This is a genomic window from Streptomyces sp. NPDC091972 (assembly GCF_044756385.1).
Classification (GTDB): domain Bacteria; phylum Actinomycetota; class Actinomycetes; order Streptomycetales; family Streptomycetaceae; genus Streptomyces.
This window is the reverse complement of record NZ_JBIVSV010000001.1, coordinates 398,618-412,872: the sequence shown is the minus strand read 5'-3', so window position 1 is coordinate 412,872 and position 14,255 is coordinate 398,618. Positions and strand designations below refer to the sequence as shown.

17 protein-coding genes are annotated in these 14,255 nt (G+C 73.0%); 14 read left to right on the top strand and 3 right to left on the bottom strand.

Annotation, left to right across the window (positions count from 1 at the left end):
* Positions 1 to 144 precede the first annotated feature (144 nt).
* Positions 145 to 495 carry a GNAT family N-acetyltransferase gene (locus ACIQJT_RS01900; RefSeq protein ID WP_402639034.1) on the bottom strand — a complete coding sequence of 117 codons (351 nt, stop codon included), beginning with the start codon at positions 493 to 495 and terminating at the stop codon, positions 145 to 147.
* Positions 496 to 530: 35 nt separating this feature from the next.
* The gene (panD, locus tag ACIQJT_RS01895; protein ID WP_365454776.1) at positions 531 to 950 is read right to left on the bottom strand and encodes an aspartate 1-decarboxylase; all 420 of its coding nucleotides are present in this window, start codon (positions 948 to 950) and stop codon (positions 531 to 533) included.
* Positions 951 to 1,563: 613 nt separating this feature from the next.
* Here panD and ACIQJT_RS01890 point away from each other — a divergent pair.
* The 5 genes from ACIQJT_RS01890 to ACIQJT_RS01870 are packed head-to-tail and all read left to right on the top strand — an operon-like array spanning position 1,564 to position 6,122.
* Positions 1,564 to 1,674: a keywimysin-related RiPP gene (locus ACIQJT_RS01890; protein WP_107047813.1), complete on the top strand. Its 111-nt coding sequence runs from the start codon at positions 1,564 to 1,566 to the stop codon at positions 1,672 to 1,674.
* 27 nt (positions 1,675 to 1,701) lie between these two features.
* Positions 1,702 to 3,552, top strand: coding sequence for a lasso peptide isopeptide bond-forming cyclase (locus ACIQJT_RS01885; protein ID WP_402639032.1), 1,851 nt, complete (start codon positions 1,702 to 1,704; stop codon positions 3,550 to 3,552).
* Positions 3,553 to 3,583: 31 nt separating this feature from the next.
* Positions 3,584 to 3,838, top strand: a complete 255-nt coding sequence (locus ACIQJT_RS01880; protein WP_266511736.1) for a lasso peptide biosynthesis PqqD family chaperone — start codon at positions 3,584 to 3,586, stop codon at positions 3,836 to 3,838.
* Complete coding sequence (locus ACIQJT_RS01875) at positions 3,835 to 4,272, top strand: lasso peptide biosynthesis B2 protein (protein WP_365454766.1); 438 nt, start codon at positions 3,835 to 3,837, stop codon at positions 4,270 to 4,272. The genes ACIQJT_RS01880 and ACIQJT_RS01875 overlap by 4 nt, the downstream gene beginning before the upstream one ends.
* The gene (locus ACIQJT_RS01870; protein ID WP_402639029.1) at positions 4,269 to 6,122 is read left to right on the top strand and encodes an ABC transporter ATP-binding protein; all 1,854 of its coding nucleotides are present in this window, start codon (positions 4,269 to 4,271) and stop codon (positions 6,120 to 6,122) included. Before ACIQJT_RS01875 ends, ACIQJT_RS01870 begins: the two co-directional genes overlap by 4 nt.
* Before the next feature lie 71 nt (positions 6,123 to 6,193).
* On the opposite strand, the gene ACIQJT_RS01865 is transcribed toward ACIQJT_RS01870, so the two are convergent.
* Positions 6,194 to 7,441 (bottom strand): cytochrome P450, encoded by a 1,248-nt coding sequence (locus tag ACIQJT_RS01865; RefSeq protein ID WP_402639027.1) that lies wholly within the window; start codon positions 7,439 to 7,441, stop codon positions 6,194 to 6,196.
* 102 nt (positions 7,442 to 7,543) lie between these two features.
* On the opposite strand from ACIQJT_RS01865, the gene ACIQJT_RS01860 reads away from it, so the two are divergent.
* The 9 genes from ACIQJT_RS01860 (at position 7,544) to ACIQJT_RS01820 (ending at position 14,190) form a co-directional block, all read left to right on the top strand.
* Positions 7,544 to 8,254 (top strand): YqjF family protein, encoded by a 711-nt coding sequence (locus tag ACIQJT_RS01860; protein ID WP_402639025.1) that lies wholly within the window; start codon positions 7,544 to 7,546, stop codon positions 8,252 to 8,254.
* Positions 8,251 to 8,862: a hypothetical protein gene (locus tag ACIQJT_RS01855; RefSeq protein WP_402639023.1), complete on the top strand. Its 612-nt coding sequence runs from the start codon at positions 8,251 to 8,253 to the stop codon at positions 8,860 to 8,862. Before ACIQJT_RS01860 ends, ACIQJT_RS01855 begins: the two co-directional genes overlap by 4 nt.
* A 47-nt stretch (positions 8,863 to 8,909) precedes the next feature.
* Positions 8,910 to 9,314, top strand: a complete 405-nt coding sequence (locus ACIQJT_RS01850) for a hypothetical protein (protein WP_402639020.1) — start codon at positions 8,910 to 8,912, stop codon at positions 9,312 to 9,314.
* A gap of 198 nt (positions 9,315 to 9,512) precedes the next feature.
* Complete coding sequence (locus ACIQJT_RS01845; RefSeq protein ID WP_402639018.1) at positions 9,513 to 9,725, top strand: hypothetical protein; 213 nt, start codon at positions 9,513 to 9,515, stop codon at positions 9,723 to 9,725.
* Positions 9,725 to 10,459, top strand: a complete 735-nt coding sequence (locus ACIQJT_RS01840; protein WP_365454751.1) for a phosphodiesterase — start codon at positions 9,725 to 9,727, stop codon at positions 10,457 to 10,459. Before ACIQJT_RS01845 ends, ACIQJT_RS01840 begins: the two co-directional genes overlap by 1 nt.
* A 72-nt stretch (positions 10,460 to 10,531) precedes the next feature.
* On the top strand, positions 10,532 to 12,244 hold the full coding sequence (ctaD, locus tag ACIQJT_RS01835) for a cytochrome c oxidase subunit I (RefSeq protein WP_402639016.1): 1,713 nt from the start codon (positions 10,532 to 10,534) through the stop codon (positions 12,242 to 12,244).
* Between the two features lie 13 nt (positions 12,245 to 12,257).
* Positions 12,258 to 12,755: a DUF2243 domain-containing protein gene (locus ACIQJT_RS01830; protein ID WP_402639013.1), complete on the top strand. Its 498-nt coding sequence runs from the start codon at positions 12,258 to 12,260 to the stop codon at positions 12,753 to 12,755.
* Positions 12,752 to 13,621: a cytochrome c oxidase assembly protein gene (locus ACIQJT_RS01825; protein ID WP_402639011.1), complete on the top strand. Its 870-nt coding sequence runs from the start codon at positions 12,752 to 12,754 to the stop codon at positions 13,619 to 13,621. Before ACIQJT_RS01830 ends, ACIQJT_RS01825 begins: the two co-directional genes overlap by 4 nt.
* Positions 13,618 to 14,190 carry a hypothetical protein gene (locus ACIQJT_RS01820; protein ID WP_402639009.1) on the top strand — a complete coding sequence of 191 codons (573 nt, stop codon included), beginning with the start codon at positions 13,618 to 13,620 and terminating at the stop codon, positions 14,188 to 14,190. The genes ACIQJT_RS01825 and ACIQJT_RS01820 overlap by 4 nt, the downstream gene beginning before the upstream one ends.
* The last annotated feature ends 65 nt before the right edge of the window (positions 14,191 to 14,255 follow it).

The window sequence follows — 14,255 nt, the reverse complement described above, 5'->3', positions numbered from 1 at the left end:
GGCTCTGGACTACTGCCCCGCGTACCCGTCGCCCCTCCCGCCAGTCACCCACTCGCGTGACGAGGGGGATCGCGTGGGGCATCGCGAAGGCCCGCCCCGCCGATGCAGGCGGAGCGGGCCGAGGCGAGCCGGTGCGGCGTCCGTTCAGAAGCCCTCGGGGTGGGCCGTCAGCCACTGCTTCGCCGCCCTGAGCAGTTCCGGGGTCGCCGCGGGGGCCTCCTCGGGGTGGCGTGCGGCCCACTTGACGACGTACGGGCAGAGAGGGGCGACGGAGACGCCCTCGCGGGCCGCGATGCCGTAGAACTCGCGGGCCAGGGAACCCGCGATGCCCTGGCCCTCGTGGGCCGGGTCCACGATGGTGTGGACCGGGACCAGGGCGCGCTCGGGGGATTCGAGGACGAAGTACTGGATGTGGCCGACGACTTCGTCGCTCCCGGATCCGAGGGCCTCCAGCATTCCGGCCGGCCGGTCGTCGCGGATCTCGATGTCGCTCATGGGCGTGCTCCTGGTCCGAAGGTCGTCGAACGGGGTCAGGCCGGCACCGAATGCGGGCTGCGCTCCTGGTCCGAACCCGGCACGGGTTCCGACGGATCGGCCCCCAGGGCGAGGATGCGGTTGTCGCGGTCCACGTGCACGACCCGGGGTTCCAGTGCCCGTGCCTCGGCGTCGGTCACTTGAGCGTAACTGATGATGATCACCAGATCGCCGGGGTGGACGAGATGGGCGGCGGCGCCGTTGATGCCGACCACACCGGAACCGCGCTCCCCTTCGATGACGTAGGTCTCCAGCCGGGCGCCGTTGGTGATGTCGACGATGTGGACGAGCTCACCGGGCAGCAGGTCGGCGGCGTCGAGGAGATCCGCGTCGATGGTCACCGATCCCACGTAGTGCAGGTCGGCCTGGGTGACGGTGGCGCGGTGGATCTTGGACTTGAACAGAGTACGCAGCACTTTGGACTCCTGGAAGACGGCTCCCCGCCGGCTTTCTGCAGGTCAGGGGCATCGGTCACTGTACATCGGCATGTCTTCGGCCAAAAGACCTCCCAGAACACGTCCTAGGGAAGCGCACGGGCGGGCCGGGGAGGGGCCTGCCGGTCTGCCCCGGTCCGCTGCCCCGCTGCCCCGCCGCCGCGCGCTCCGGTCTGCGACTCGGTGCCGTCCGTTCGTGCCGGCGGGCCGCGGCCCTGGGGGTGCCGGAGGGTGGGGCGAAGGAAAGCGGCGCACGGCCAGGAGCCGGGAGTGCGCCCGGCGGCGCTGCACGTGACCGCCGTCGGCGCACTTCCGGACGAACAACGGGCATCCGCCGGGACTCAGGTCGAAACGCTTCTTTGAACAAGCGCATACCCGACGCTCCACATAATCCCGTGCAAAAGCGGTCCCGGGGAGTCGGTGCACAATCCGAGAAGTCCAAATTCTCCATATTATCTGAGCTTCATGGACGCTCTTGCCCTGGTCTCACGGTCTGAAGCTAGCTAGGTGCTGCGCCCACTTCCTGGCCCGGGTTCCCGATGAGCCTGGGCGGACCGACGGAGGTGGTCGGGAAACCTGCACCTGAGGAGTAGTCATGAAGAAGGCCTATGAGGCACCGACGCTCGTCCGGCTCGGCACCTTCCGGAAGGAGACGGGGCTCCTTCAGCGCTCCGGCAACGACCGGCTGATCCTGAGCAAGAACTGACTGACCGACGGTCCTTGACTCGACGTCATGACTGAACTGCACGAAAGTGCGGGGACGGGCCCCGGCGACGCGCACTTCGCGGTCTTCACCGACCACGCGGACGCGGCCGCCGTGGCCCGCTCCTTCGCCCGCCCCGGAAGCCGGATCCTCGCGCATGCGTCGGGCCGGCCCTGGCTGGTCGGCCACTGGCACGCCGACGACATGGTCACGGCGACCGCCGGATACGCCGCTGTGGCCGTCGTCGGCTGCTGCCCCGTCGAAGCCGGCGAACTGCGGCGCCGGGTCGCACGGTTGCGCGATCTCGCGGAACTCGACGCACTGGCCCGGTCCCTTCCCGGCAGCTTCCACCTCGTCGGCGCCCTCGACGGACGGATCAGGATGCAGGGCACCGCCTCCGGACTGCGACTCGTCTTCCACGCGGAGGTCAACGGCGTGCGGGTGGCCGCCACCCGTGCCGACACGCTCGCCGCCGTCCTGGGCGTCGACCCCGACGTGGAAGAGCTGGCCACGAGGCTGCTGTGGCCCGCCCCCTATCCACTGTTCGAGACGTCCCTGTGGCGCGCGGTCACCGCCGTTCCCCCGCAGGACGCCGTGGTCGTCACCGCGGACGGGCGCACCGTGCGGCACACCCGGTGGTGGACGCCGCCGGAGCCGGTCCGGCCGCTCGCCGAGGCGGCGCCCCTCATCCGCGAGGCGCTGGGAGAGGCCGTCGACGCGCGCACCCGGCAGGGCGGCGTGGTCAGCTGTGATCTCTCCGGCGGCCTGGACTCGACCTCCGTCTGCTTCCTCGCGGACCGCTCCCCGGCCCACGTGGTGGCCAGTACCTGGCCGGGACGCGATCCGGCGGACACCGACCTGTACTGGGCCGAACAGGCGATGGGCCACCTCCCGGAGGTCGAGCACGTGGTCTGGGACGCCGACGCGTCGCCCCTGGTCTACGAGGACCTGCTCGCCGTCGACGACCTCCTCGACGAGCCCACCATCGGCGTCATGGACCGCTCCCGGGTCCTGCACCATCTGCCCGGCCTCGCCGCACGCGGCAGCCGCCTGCATCTGACCGGCATCGGCGGCGACCACGTGGCCTGGTGCTCCGAGGCGTACTACCACCGGCTGCTGCGCACCCGACCGCTGTTCGCCGTACGGCAGTTGCGAGGGTTCAGGGCCCTGTGGCAGTGGCCGCTCGCCGGCACGGTCCGCGCTCTCGCCGACTCCCGGCCGTACGGGACGTGGCTCGCCGACTCCGCCCGGCACCTGCGCGGCCCACTGCCCGCGTCCGTCGCGACGGGGCTCGGCTGGGGCATGGCCCCGCGTCTGTTCGACTGGGTGACGCCCGACGCCGAACGGATGGCACGCCGGGCACTGCTCACGGCGGCGGCGACGGCCTCGCCGCTGCATCCGGACCGTGGACTGCACACCGACCTGGAACAGATCCGCTCGTGCACCCGCGTGATCCGGCAGTGGGACCGGATGGCGGCCCGCGCCGGACTGCCGATGGCCTCCCCCTTCCTCGACGACCGTGTCGTCGAGGCCTGTCTCGCCGTCCGTCCGAGCGAGCGCGTGACGCCCTGGGCGTACAAGCCCGTCCTGAGCGCCGCGATGCGCGGGATCGTGCCCGAGGCATGTCTGCGGCGGACCAACAAGGCCACGGCCTCCATGGACGCCTCCAACGGGCTGCGGGAGCACCGCGCCGACCTGCTGGCGCTGTGGGAGAACTCGCGGCTGGAGGAGCTGGGCCTGGTGGACGGCGCCGAGCTCCGCCGCCTCGCCCGGCGGCCCGCCTCCCCGGGCCTGTCCGACGCCATCCTCTACTCCACGATCGCCGCCGAGGTGTGGCTGCGGGGACTCGCCCGCAGCGGCGCCCGTGTTGCCCACCCCTGACCACACGTCCCCACGTCAGAAAGGCCCCCACATGCCCCTGCGGTTCGGCGACGACGTCTCCACGGCCGAGACGGACTACGGCACGGTGCTGCTGGACGAACGGGCCGGCGCCTACTGGGAGTTGAACCCGACCGCCACCCTGGTCGTGCGGACGCTGCTCGACGGCGGCGAGGAGTCGGACGCGGCCGCTGCCCTGGTCCGGGAGTTCGACATCGACCAGGCGCAGGCCATGCAGGACGTCGAGACGCTCGTACGGGAGCTGCGGAACTCGGGGCTCGCCTCATGACGACGCCCAGCGCGCTGCAACGCCCCACCGGGGTCCCCATGGCCCGGCGCCTGGCCGCGCGCCTCGTCCTGCTCCCCGCCGTCGCCCTCGCCCTCCTGCCTCCCCGCAGCATCCGCACCGTGCTCGGCATCCTGCGGCGCGGAGCCGCGCCGGCCACCACGACGCAGGCCCAGGACGCGCGCGACGCCATGTGCGCCGCCAGCCTGCGCTGCGCCGGACCGAAGGGGTGCCTGCCGCGCTCTCTGGGGGCGGCACTGCTGTGCCGGCTCGGCGGAACGTGGCCGACCTGGTGCACCGGCGTACGCGTCGTCCCGCCCTTCACCGCGCACGCGTGGATCGAGGCGGAGGGCAGGCCCGTCGGAGAGGGCGTACCGGAGGGCTACTTCGCCCGGCTGGTGACCGTCGCCCCGCTGTCACCTCCGACGGACCGATGATCGACACGACGATCCCGGCCGGCGGCCGGACCCTGGTCACCGCGGGGGACAGATCGACCCGGACGGCGGTGGTCACGATGTACCGGCTCACCGCCGGGCACCGGAGCGCCATCGCCGTCGCCACCGCACTGACCCTCGTGGGCTCCGCCCTCGGGCTGGCCCAGCCTCTCGTCGCCAAGCACGTCGTGGACGCGAGCGGCCGCGGACAGGTCGTGTGGCCTCTGCTGGGGATGCTCGGCGCGCTGTTCGTCACCGAAGCGGCGACGGGAGCCGCCGGGCGCTTCCTCCTGGAGCGGATGGGCGAACGAGTCGTACGGCAGCTCCGGCACGGGCTGGTGGGGCGGCTGCTCCGGCTGGAGATGAGGGAGTACGACCGCCAGCGGAGCGGCGATCTCATCTCCCGGGTGACGGCCGACACGACCTTGCTCCGGGAGGTCGTGTCGCAGGCCCTCGTCGATCTGGTGACGGGCAGCCTCGTCGCCGCGGGGGCGATCGTCCTCATGGCGTGGCTGGACCCCCTGCTGCTGCTCATGGTCGCCGTCACCGTGGCCGCGGCGGCCCTGGTCGTCGCCGCGCTGCTGACGCGCATCCGCAGCGCGTCCGAACAGATGCAGGACTCGGTCGGTGCCGTCGCCGCGGACCTCGAACGCGCCCTCGCCGCCCTGCCGATGGTCCGGGTGCACTGCGCCGAGGAGCGCGAGGCGGCGGGCATCGGCGCACGCGTCGAGGCGGCCTACGGCGCTGGGGTGCGCACCGCGAAGGTCGCCGCGGTCATGAGCCCCGCCGTCGAACTGGCCGTCCAGGGCTCCTTCCTCATCGTCCTGGTCGTCGGCAGCCTGCGGGTCAACGGGCACGCCGGCTCCCTCGGCGACCTCGTCGCCTTCCTGCTGTACGCCTCGTACCTCGTCCTGCCGCTGTCCTCCGTCTTCCATGCCATGGGCCTCGTCCAGCGCGGGATGGGCGCCTACCGGCGCATCGACCAGACACTCCGTCTGCCCGTCGAGCCCACCGCGCCGCGCGTGCCGAGAGACCCGGTCCCCGCATCCCCGCCGGCCGGACCGGCCGGCACCCGCGAGCAGCCCGCCCTCACCCTGCGCGACGTCCACTTCGGCTACGACCCGGACCGGCCGGTCCTCCGCGGCGTCTCGTTCAGCGTCGCGCACCGGCAGCACGTCGCCCTGGTGGGCCGGTCCGGAGCCGGCAAGAGCACGTTGTTCGCCCTGGTGGCGAGGTTCTGGGAACCGGACGCGGGCCACGTGCTCTTCGACGGGCGGCCCGCGACCGAACTCACCCGTGCCGCATGCCGCAGACGCATGGCCGTCGTCGACCAGAACGCGCACGTCGTCCGCGGCACCCTGCGCGACAACATCGCCTACGCCGTGCCCGACGCCACCGACGCGGAGATCCGGCGCGTCGTGGAGCTGGCCCGACTCGAGGAGGTCGTCGACCGGCTGCCCGGCGGGCTGAACGCCGTCATCGGAGAACGCGGCGGCACCCTCTCCGGCGGCGAACGCCAACGTGTCGCCCTCGCCCGCGCGTTGCTGGCCCGCCCCACGCTGCTCCTGCTGGACGAACCCACCTCCCACCTCGATGCGGTCAATGAGTCGGCGCTCACCGCCGTCATGAAGGACGTCGCCCAGGAGTGCGCCCTGCTGGTCATCGCGCACCGCCTGTCCACCGTGCAGCATGCCGACCACATCGTCGTGCTGCACGACGGCCGCGCCGCCGCCGGCGGACGCCACGAGGAGCTGCTGGCCGACAGCGCCCTCTACCGCGAACTGGCCATGAGCCAGATGCTCAGGCCCGGCGGGCACGCCGGGAGCGGCAGCCGGGCGGGGACATCGGGGTGAAGCCGGCACGAGCGCTGCCCGCCCGGTGAGGCACCGGGCGGGCAGCGGGCGCAGGGCTGGGGCGGTGGCCCTCAGTGGAGCGCCGGGACCGGGGTGCGGACGGTGTGGAGGACGAAACCGCTGCGCACCCGCGCCGGCATGCGGTTCAGCGGGATCCGCAGGTCCTGTTCGGGCACGTCGTACTCCAGTCGGGCCAGTCGCGGGCCGAGGGCGGCGAGCAGCGCGACGGTGACGTCCTCGCCGGGGCAGCGGTGGCCGGCGGCCCGGTCCGCGCCGCCTTGCGGCACGAGTTCGTCGGGCCGCGGCGGCCGCCCCACGAAGCGCTGCGGGGCGAAGGCGTACGGGGCGTCCCAGAGGTCGGGATCGTGGTTCTGCCCGTAGAGGTCGAGCAGGATCAGGGTGCCGGACGGGATCGGCTCGCCCCGCCATTCCAGATCGGTCACCGCCCGGCCGCCGAGAAAGGGCGCGAAGGGGTAGAAGCGCCGCAGCTCGTGGGCGAACGCGACGGCGTAGGCGGGGTCGTCCTCGCGCAGCCGTTCCCTGACGCCGGGGGTGCGCAGTGCGTGACCGGCGTAGGAGACGAACCAGCAGACGGCGACGGTGGGACGGATGACGTTGAGCAGTTCGACCGCGGCGGTGTGCGGGTCCAGGGGCCGGCCGTCGGCGTCCCGGTGCCGGACGACCGCCTCCAGCACCGACCCCGCGGGGGCCGTGGCGTCGCCCGCGCGCACCTCCTCGGCCAGACCCGCCAGCCAGGCCTCACTGCGTGCCCTGGCCCTGCGTGCCCGCCAGTGGCGCGGTCCCGCTGTGGCGAAGCCGTCGACCATCGCGACCATGTCGCGGGCCACGGAATCCGCGTCGTCGACGGGGATTCCGGCCCACTGGCAGACGCCCCGGGCGAGGATCCGGCTCGCCTCGTCGAACAGGACGACCGGACGCTCGGGCCACGACTGCACCGCCTCGTCCCAGACCTCGGTCACGCGGTCGACCAGTCCGGCGACCGCCTCGGGCCCGGTCAGCAGGGACAGGAACATCTCCTTGCGCACCCGGTGCGCCTGTCCGTCCAGGGTGTGCACGGCGCCATGGCCGAACAGGGTGCTGAGCACCGGGCCGGGAAGCGCCGTGCCGCGTTCCACATGACGTTCGTCGTAGAAGAACCGCACCGCCTCCGGGCCGTGCAGGGCTACGGCGTGCTGTCCCATCAGCCGGGTGCGCACGAGCGGGGCGGCGGTGCGGCACCAACGGTCGGGCAGCCAGGAGTAGCCCTTGGCGAGGAGGGCGAGCGAGCTGTCGGCGAGCGGCGGACGACTCTGATTCATGGCGCCGCGAGTGCCCGTCCCCCTCGGCCGGAAACGCGGCCCGGGCCGTACCGCCCCGCAGCCTGTGCGTTTTCGCCGTCCCGGGGCGGGGACCCGGCGCTCGTGGTGGCCCACGGAGCCGAACAGCGGGTGCGGGTGCCGGTCCTGCGGGCCCGGTGGCTGCGGCAGACCTTCGTGCACTGGCCGTTCCCGCCGGAGGCGGTGCGGGCCCTGGTGCCCCGGGAGCCGGCCGTGGACGAGTACGACGGCGTGGCGTGGGTGGGGCTCACGCCCTTCGTGATGGCGGACGTGCGCCCCATGGGCGTTCCCGCCGCCGTGCCCGGACTCCCGTCGTTCGCGGAGACCAACCTGCGGACCTACGTGCGGCGCGGGGACGGCCGGGACGGGATCTGGTTCCTGTCCATCCAGGTGGCCTGCCCGCTGATGCTCGCCGCTCGCGTGGTCGGGGCGCCGTACACGCCGGCACACCTGCGCGTCGCCACGGACGGCGACACCGTGTCGTACACCGGCTCGCGCGGGGCCGGCCGGGTCGCCTACCGGCTCGTCGTACGGCCCGGCGCGCCCGTGCAGCCGACGGAGCGTGACGTGTGGCTGACCTCGCGCTGGCGGGCGTACACCCGTCGGCTGGGGGTTGTCCTCGAGACGCCCGTCGAGCACGAGCCGTGGCCGCTTGCCGGTGCGGCCGTCGACGTGCTGGAGGAGACGCTGACCGCCGCGGCGGGGCTGCCCGTCCCGCTCGACGAGCCCGTCGTGCACTACTCCCCCGGGGTCGGACACGTCCGGCTCGGTCCCTCACGGCCCGTGGTCGCATGAGCGGGCACCTGCGTTTCGACGGCTGGATCGCCGGGTTGGGCACGGCCTCCGGGACCCGCGTCGTGCTCGGGCACTGGCCGCGGTCGCCGTTCGGGCCGTTCAGCGATGTGATGCTGGAACGGCCCGACGGCGAGCGGTTGTTGCTCGCGCCGACGCGGGAGACGGCGGACTTCGTCAGCGACACCTATGTCTTCGACACCGTGCGGGTCGTGCCGGTCGGCGTACGCGTCACCGACGGAACCTGGAGCGTGGCGGCGGGCCCTCTCGACCTGCGTTTCACCGTGGGCCGGCGCCAGTGGCTGGGTCTGCTGCTGCGGGCGGTGCCCGCCCCGCTCGCGCGGCAGCCGGTCTGGTGCGCGCTCACGGCTCTCCCGGCCCGCGTGCTGCTGCCCGGTGTGCGTACCCGCGGCAGTACGGCAGGGGGCCGCCGGGAGTGGTACGGCGCTCGGGACCTGCGCCCCGTCGACTCGGTGACGGCGGCCTTCGGGGGCGACGACCTCGGTGCCATGGCCCCCGTCGCGCCGCCCGTGCGCTTCGGGTTCGGGTCGGTGCCGAGGAAGCCCTCGCTCACCCGGGTCACGACCACGGTGGCCCTGGCCCCGGAGTGAGGATGCCCGCCCAGGGGTACCCGGCCCGTCCGGACGAGAGGTGACGTATGACCGGGACGAGCAGACGGAGGCCGGGACAGGGCGTCGCGGTCGCGCACGGGGCCTTCAACGTCGTGGGCGGTCTGTGGCCGTTGGTGCACCTGCGCAGCTTCGAGTGGGTCTTCGGGCCGAAGACCGACGTGTGGCTCCAGCGCACCACCGGCGGGCTCCTGGTCTCCGCGGGTCTGGCCCAGCTCGCGGCGGCCTCGGACCCCCGTGGGCCGGAACAGGCCCGCCGGATCGGTCTGGGCACCGCTCTGACCCTGCTCGCCGTCGATCTGGTCTACGTGCCCACAGGACGGATCCGGCCGACGTACCTCCTCGACGCGGCGATGCAGACCGGATGGATCAGCACCTGGCTGCGGCCCGCCTCCGGCCGGGGCACCGCACGCGGAAGAAGCGGGAGGCGGTGAGGAACCGGCTGCCGTTCCCGCCGCCGGGCCGCCTCCTCGGCGGCGAGGAGCTCCGGCGGGCCGTCGGAGCCGACGCGAAGGAAGCGCCGCACCGTCTGCCCGCCCAGCTCCGAGCTCCCTCTCTCCCCCCACGGGCGCCAGGGCACGCCCGTCCCGCACATCCACCGCAGACACCGGACACCCCGCAGGAGGCCGACGATGAGTGAGCAGACCCCGTCCCAGGCGGAGGGCGAACGGCAGGAAGCCGCACCGGACGAGGAGCGGGACGTGCCCCGCACGACCCCGTCCCAGGCCGAGGGCGAGAACACGGAGGAGGCGGAGGACGCGGAGAAGGCGGAGGACGCGGAGGACGAGAACGGCGAGCGCGGTGAAGAGCGCGCGGCGTGGGAGAGCGGCTGGTCCGGTCCGTGATGCGTGACGACGGAGGCGACCTGCGGCAGCGTCCGACGGCACGGCCCGCGTCCCTGGCGGAGAGCGGTTTCCGCCGGCTGGCCCGGCTCCGGCGAGCCCCCGCCCTCCACCCGCAGGGTCTGACCTGCACGGCCGGACTGGATGTCGTCCCCGACGGCGGCGCCGCCTGGGGGGTGCCCTGGCTGGACCGTCCCGGTCGGTACGCCGCCCGGGTCAGGCTCTCCCGGGCCGCCGGTCTGCCCCGGCGGCTGCCCGACGGACTGGGTCTGGCGGTACGCGTGGCGGACGCCGGAGGCGCGGACCGCCCGCTCGACCTGCTGCTGACGAGCTGCGGCCGCAACCCGCTCGCCCGGCACCTCCCACTGCCCCGGGCCGACGTCCTGGGCGGTCCCTACTCCAGCCTCCTCCCCTACCGGGTCGGCGACAGCCGCGGCGTCCTGGCCGCCTTTCCCCGCCTCTCCCGGCAGGCACCGGTGCACGGCGATCCGGCACGTCTGCGCGAGGCCCTGGCGGTGGGACCGCTCGTCTTCGACCTGTGCGCGGAGACCACCGGGCGGTCCTGGCGTCCGTTCGCCGTCCTGACGGTGGGGGAACCGCTGGCCCTGGGGGAGGACGAAAGCCCCGGGTTCGACGTCTACGGGCACAGCCTCGACGGCCTTTCCCCGGTCAGCGCGCTGGCCCGGACACGCGACGCCGCCTACCGGGGTTCCCGGGCGGGCCGCGGCGGAAAGTGACAGGACTGGATTCCGGCAGGCTGGTTACACGCTGCCCGACACGACGACCCTCGAGGCACCGTAGGCGGGCTGATGGCCACACACACAGAACCTGTCGCTCCGGTTCCTGCGGCGGGCCGCCGCGGCAGGGGCCGCGTGGTCGTGTCCTGGCTGACCACGACCGACCACAAGAAGATCGGTCATCTGTACCTGATCACCTCGTTCTGCTTCTTCCTGGTCGGCGGGGTGCTGGCGATGGCGATCAGGGCGGAACTGGCCCGGCCCGGGCTCCAGTTCCTCTCCAGCGAGCAGTACAACCAGGCGTTCACCATGCACGGCACGGTCATGCTGCTGCTGTTCGCCACCCCGACCTTCGCCGGGTTCGCCAACGCGATCATGCCGCTGCAGATCGGCTCCCCGGACGTCGCCTTCCCGCGGCTGAACATGTTCTCGTACTGGCTGTTCCTCTTCGGCGGACTGATCGTCGTGAGCAGCATGTTCACCACCAACGGCACCGCCGACTTCGGCTGGACCGCATACACCCCGCTCAGCGGCGGTGAGCGCACCCCCTACCTCGGCGGCGACATGTGGATCATGGGCCTGGCGCTGTCCGGGTTCGGCACCATCCTGGGCGCGGTCAACTTCATCACCACCATCATCTGCATGCGTGCGCCCGGGATGACCATGTTCCGCATGCCGATCTTCACCTGGAACGTGCTGCTCACGTCGGTGCTCGTGCTGCTCGCGTTCCCGGTCCTGGCCGCGGCCCTGCTGGCGCTGGAGGCGGACCGCAAGTTCGGGGCGCACATCTTCGACCCCGGAAACGGCGGGGCGATCCTGTGGCAGCACCTGTTCTGGTTCTTCGGCCACCCCGAGGTCTACATCCTCGCCCTGCCCTTCTTCGGCGTGATCACCGAGATCATCCCGGTGTTCTCCCGCAAGCCGATCTTCGGCTACATGGGCCTGGTCGGCGCAACCATCGCCATCTCCGGACTGTCCGTGACCGTGTGGGCGCACCACATGTTCGCCACCGGGGCCGTGCTGCTGCCGTTCTTCTCCTTCATGAGCTACCTGATCGCCGTGCCGACGGGGGTGAAGTTCTTCAACTGGATCGGCACCATGTGGAAGGGCTCGCTGTCCTTCGAACCACCCATGCTGTGGGCGGCCGGCTTCCTGGTCACCTTCCTCTTCGGCGGCCTGACCGGTGTCCTGCTCGCCTCCCCGCCCCTGGACTTCCACGTGCACGACACCTACTTCGTGGTGGCGCACTTCCACTACGTGCTGTTCGGCACGATCGTGTTCGCGATGTTCGGCGGATTCAGCTTCTGGTGGCCGAAGATGACCGGCACGATGCTCGACCACCGCCTGGAGAAGATCCACTTCTGGACGCTGTTCGTCGGCTTCCACACCACCTTCCTGGCCCAGCACTGGCTGGGTGCCGAGGGCATGCCCCGCCGCTACGCCGACTACCTGGCCGCCGACGGCTTCACCGCCCTGAACACGGTCTCCTCCATCGGCGCCTTCCTCCTCGGCCTGTCCACCCTGCCGTTCCTCTACAACGTCTGGAAGACCGCCAAGTACGGCGAACGCGTCAAGGTCGACGACCCCTGGGGCTACGGCCGCTCCCTGGAATGGGCCACCTCCTGCCCGCCGCCCCGCCACAACTTCACCGCTCTCCCGCCCATCCGCTCCGAGTCACCCGCCTTCGACCTGCACCACCCCGACATCGCCGAGTACGACCAGAAGCGGCACAGCGGTCGGCGCGACGCCATCGACGCCGAGGGACACGAGGGCGAACGCCGCTGAGGAGGACGCAGCCATGACCGCATCGGTCAGGCAGGACACCGCCCCCGGCCCGCGCGTCGAGGCACGCCGGTCCATGGCCGTGTGCGCGCTGATCGGGGCGGCGGTCACCGCGGCGGTCGACGAGATCGTCTTCCACCAGATCCTGGGCTGGCACCACTTCTACGACCGCGCCACCTCCCGCGCGGGTCTGCTCTCGGACGGTCTCCTGCACACCGCCGAAGTGCTCGCCCTGTGCGCCGGGTTCTTCCTCTACGCCGACCTGCGCCGCCGGCGTGCCCTGGCGGTACCCCACGCCTGGGCGGGCCTCCTCCTCGGCATGGGCGCCTTCCAGTTGTTCGACGGGGTCGTGGACCACAAGCTGCTGCGCCTGCACCAGATCCGCTACGGCGTCGACGTGACCCCGTACGACGTGGCGTGGAACCTCGCGGGGCTGCTTCTCCTGCTCGCCGGCACGGGCCTCGCCGTGCGTGCCGCGCGGCGGCGGCACGGGGACGGCGAACGTCCGGGATGAGCCCCGCCCATGTGCACCCGGGCGCCCCGGGACCGGCCGAGCTGGTGGTGGCCGGGGCCGCGCTGCTGGTGACCGCCGGCTATCTGGCGGCGGCGGGCCGGCTGCGGCGGCGCGGGGACGCCTGGCCGGTGGCCCGGGACATGTCCTTCGTGGCGGGAGGCTCGGCCACGGCCTGGGCGACGCTGGGCGAGCCGTGGGGCGGCCCGTTCACCCAGCACGTGGTGCGGCACCTGGTCGTCGGCATGGCGGCCCCGCTGCTGTTCGTCGCCGCCCGCCCCCTCACCCTCGCCCTGCGCGCCCTCGCCCCCGGCCGGGTACGGCGGCGTCTGGTGGCGCTCGCGCACTCCCGTGCCGTGGGTCTGCTGCTCTTCCCTCCGCTGGCGGCCGTCCTGGACATGGGCGGGCTGTGGCTGCTGTACCGCACCGGCCTGTTCGCGGCCACGGCGGACCGGCCGTGGGTCCACGGCGCGGTCCTGGTGCACATGGTGCTGGCTGGACTGCTGTTCACGTTCGCGGTGGGCGGGCTCGATCCCGTACGCCGCCGTCGGGGCCTCGCCATGCGCGGTACGGCCGTACTGGCCGCCGGGGCCGCGCACGCGGTGCTGGCCCGCACGCTGTACTCCCGGCCCCCGCCCGGCACCGTTCTCAGCGCCGCCGACCTGCATCAGGGCGCCCAGTGGATGTACTACGGCGGCGACCTCGTGGAAGCGGGGCTGGCCGTGCTGATGGGGGTGGGCTGGTACGCCGCCACCGGGCGGGCCCGAGCCCGTCGTCCGCGCCGGGGTTCCGCGACCGGGTGGTCGACCGGCCCGGCCGGGGCACTCGGAGGCCGGCACAGGACTCCAGCGTCCGGAGGGGAACCATGAACACGACGACACGGACCTCGATCGACGGTCCGGCACGGCAGAAACGCCTGGTGATCTATCTCAACGACCACCTGGCCGGCGCGACGGCGGGCGTCGAACTGGCCCGCCGCATGACGCAGGAGCACCATGGCACGGCCTATGGCGAGAGCCTGGAGAACCTGTGCAAGGAGATCTCCCAGGACCGGCAGGCCCTGGTACGCCTCCTCGCCGACCTCGACGTCCCCGTCAGGCGCTACAAGACGTACGGGGCCTGGCTGGGCGAGAAGGCCGCGCGGCTGAAGCCCAACGGGCGTCTGCTGCGCCGCTCAGGACTCGCCCTGCTGATCGAGCTGGAGGCGCTGCGGCTGGGCGCGCAGGGCAAGGCCTCGCTGTGGCGCGGGCTGCTCGCCGCGTCGGCGCAGGACTCGCGGCTGGACGCCGACCGGCTGGAGGAACTGCTGCGCCGGGCGGCGCGGCAGATCAAGACGCTGGACTCCCTGCACGCGAGGGCCGCCACGGAACTGCTGTTCCCCGCGATGCGGCCGGACCCCGCGTCGACCCCCGCGGCGGAGCCGAGCTCACCGCCGTGACCTGCCGGTACACGCCGGTGCGGACGGAGGGCGGCCGTCGGCGCGCAGGCGCTTGCCCGGGAGGC